Annotated in this window: 3 protein-coding genes; 2 read left to right on the forward strand and 1 reads right to left on the reverse strand. The window is 60.7% G+C overall.

The features are described from left to right. Both Q0F21_RS06610 and Q0F21_RS06615 read left to right on the forward strand, forming a co-directional pair. A partial coding sequence (locus Q0F21_RS06610) for a DUF4301 family protein (RefSeq protein WP_297238487.1) occupies window positions 1-747 on the forward strand: 747 nt, incomplete at its 5' end. A gap of 36 nt (window positions 748-783) precedes the next feature. Then, complete coding sequence (locus tag Q0F21_RS06615) at window positions 784-2,580, forward strand: aminopeptidase P family N-terminal domain-containing protein (protein WP_297238489.1); 1,797 nt, start codon at window positions 784-786, stop codon at window positions 2,578-2,580. Window positions 2,581-2,681: 101 nt separating this feature from the next. Here the strand turns inward: Q0F21_RS06615 and Q0F21_RS06620 are convergent. After that, window positions 2,682-3,254: DegT/DnrJ/EryC1/StrS family aminotransferase (locus Q0F21_RS06620; RefSeq protein ID WP_297238492.1), on the reverse strand; the 573-nt coding region annotated here is incomplete at its 5' end.

The following is a 3,254-nucleotide window of genomic DNA, read 5'->3' on the forward strand; positions in this document are numbered from 1 at the left end:
GACATCATCTTCATCAAGAATATCGACAACGTCGTCCCCGACAGCGAGAAGAGCAGCACCATCATCTACAAGCAGATCCTCGGCGGCGTGCTGGTGCAGCTGAGAGACACCGCCTACCGGCTCATGGAGGAGCTGCGGGACGAGACGCGGGCGAGCGAGTCCACGATACGGGAGACGGAGGACTTCCTGAGGCAGTCCTTCTGCGTCGAGATAGCGAGCCATACCGAGTCGCCCGAGGAGGGCGATGTGGTGGCGGAGCTGGAGCGGAGTCAGAAGAAGGAGTCCATCATCCGGACCCTCCGCACCCTTCTCAATCGCCCGATACGCGTCTGCGGGATGGTCCGAAATGAAGGCGAGCCGGGCGGCGGACCCTACATCGTCCGCCATGAGGACGGCACGACATCACTTCAGATCCTGGAGAGCTCTCAGATCGATCACGAGGACCCGGAGACGGAGCGGATGTTCCGCGAGAGCCGGTTCTTCAATCCCGTTGACCTGGTCTGCTGCACGAAGGACTTCCGGGGCAATACCTTTGATCTCAATCGATTTGTCGACAAGAGTACAGGCTTCATCTCCCACAAGAGCCGAAACGGTCAGCCGCTCAAGGCTCTTGAGCGCCCCGGACTCTGGAATGGTGCCATGGCCTACTGGAATACCTGCTTCGTCGAGGTGCCGGCCGACACCTTCAATCCCGTGAAGACCGTCAACGACCTCCTCCGACCCGTCCACCAGGCGGAGGAGGAGTGATACCCGAGAATCATCAACTACCACTTATTTATATATATGAAAGAAGAGATCATCAAGAGACTTAACTCCATGCGGCAAGCGCTGCGAGCCGCCGATATCGATGCTGTGATCGTACCGAGCTTCGACCGGCACCTCAATGAGTACACCCCCGACTGCTGGCAGGCGCGCCAGTACATCAGCGGCTTCATGGGCTCCGCCGGCACCGCCGTGGTGACCGCCGAGCGTGCCGCCCTCTGGACCGACTCGCGCTACTTCCTCGAGGCGACGGAGGTGCTCAAGGGGACCACCTATGAGCTGATGAAGGAGGGCATGCCCGGCACACCGACCATCGCCGCATGGCTCCGTAGCCTGCCGGAGGTGAAGCGCGTGGCACTCAATGGCGAGTGCATGAGCGTAGCCGATGCGGCACAGCTACAGAAGGAGCTGCGCCTCGGTCACATCGAGCTCGACCTGTCGCACGACTTCATCAGAGAGATCCGAGGAGAGGAGATGCCGGATATCCCGCTCAACGACTTCTTCATCCAGCCCGATGAGGACGCTGGCAAGACCCCGCACGAGAAGGTGGAGGAGGTACGTGCAATGATGAGGGAGGAGAATGCCGACACCCTCATCGTCACGATGATGGACGAGGTCTGCTGGCTCTATAACGTCCGCTCCTCCGATGTGGCATACAATCCCACCGGCATCGCCTACGCCATGGTGACGGATGAGAGCGCCTTCTTCTACGTCGATGACCGCAAGATGACCGATGAGGTGCGCCACCACTTGGAGAGGAATAAGGTGGAGATCCGACCCTACGACCAGATCTACGAGGATGTCTCCGGTCTCCCCGAGAGTGCCATCGTCTGGGTCGACCCGATCCGGACCAATGCCGAGCTGGGGCGCCGAGTGCCTGAGGGCTGCATCGTCGTCGACCAGATGAGTCCCATCACGATCCTCAAGTCGATCAAGACCGAGGCGGAGTACCGGGGCTGCCGCCGGGCGATGCTCAGGGACGGCGTGGCGCTGACGAAGTTCTGGAAGCACTTCTACGAGATGCTCGACCGTGGCGAGACGCCTACGGAGTACGAGGTGGATGCGATCCTTGCCGGCTTCCGTGCCGAGAGCGACCGCTACCTCTACGATAGCTTCACCACCATCACCGGGTATAATGCCAATGGCGCCATCGTCCACTACCACCCGATGCCGGACACCAGTGCCAAGATCGAGCCCAAGGGATCCCTTCTCCTCGACTCCGGTGCTCAGTACTATGACGGGACGACCGACATCACCCGCACCGTCTCGCTCGATGGTAAGCCGTCGGAGAAGCTGCGACACGACTACACGCTGGTGCTCAAGGGACACATCGACCTGCAGCTCGCGGTCTTCCCCAAGGGCACCCGAGGCAATCAGCTCGACGTGCTGGCGCACCGATACCTCTGGCAGGAGCATAAGAACTATGGCCACGGGACCGGTCACGGCGTCGGTCACTTCCTCTGCTGCCACGAGGGTCCGCAGAATGTCCGCACCGACAACAATCCCTCCCCGATCCGACTCCACAGCGTCACCTCCGATGAGCCGGGCTACTACCCCGAGGGCGAGTACGGCATCCGCATCGAGAACCTCCTCCGCTGCATCAAGGTGGGCGAGGGCGGCGGAGAGGAGTTTTACGGCTTCGAGTGCCTCACCCTCTGCTGGCTCGACAATAGGATGGTCGACCCGTCCATGCTCGACGATGCTCAGCTCAAGTGGTACAACGACTACCAGGAGCGCGTCTACCGTGAGATCAGCCCCAAGCTGGATGAGGAGACCGCCAAGTGGCTCCGTGACCACACTCTCCCCTTAGAGCGCTAATCCCTCTGCATACTAAGAGAAGGGCTCGGCCATCGGTGGATGGCCGAGCCCTTTACTTTCCACGAAGGAAGTGCTACGCACAGAGTCTCACAGGACGAGACTCACCCCTCGATCGCCTCGCGGATGCAGTCGACGATATAGCGGACGTCATCGTCCGAGACATACGGGCCTGCCGGGAGACAGAAGCCGACCCTGAAGAGATCCTCCTCCACCCCATCCGTGTAGACGGGAGCGTCCGTATAGACCGGTTGCTTATGCATCGGCTTCCAGAGTGGGCGGCACTCCACCTTCTTCTCCAGCATAAAGGTGCGGAGAGCCTCCACATTGGCATTAGGCTGGCAGTCGGTCGTCGCCGACTCTACCTGATGGATCACCCCTGCGGCACCGCCGACAGCGGTTTTGATCACCTGCCGGTACGCATTCTCCTGCCCCTTGACCCTCACCTCGGGGTCGATCGTGGCAGCGCAGAGCCAGAAGTTGGCATCATACCGCTTGTCCTCCGGCTGTCGGTGCATCGTTATCCCTGGCACATCTGCCAGAAGCTCCTCATAGAGCGCCTGCACGTGCTTGTGATGAGCGAGGTGATCCCCCAGCACCGTCATCTGTCCGCGACCAATACCGGCGCAGACATTGGAGAGACGATAGTTGTACCCGATGGCGGTATGGTGGTAGTA

Origin of the sequence: uncultured Porphyromonas sp. (assembly GCF_934359325.1) — a bacterium.
Taxonomy (GTDB): domain Bacteria; phylum Bacteroidota; class Bacteroidia; order Bacteroidales; family Porphyromonadaceae; genus Porphyromonas_A.

Bases quoted from the DNA above. Each gene is read 5' to 3' on its own strand.
- Q0F21_RS06615 (WP_297238489.1), top strand. From the start codon at position 784: ATGAAAGAAGAGATCATCAAGAGACTTAACTCCATGCGGCAAGCGCTG.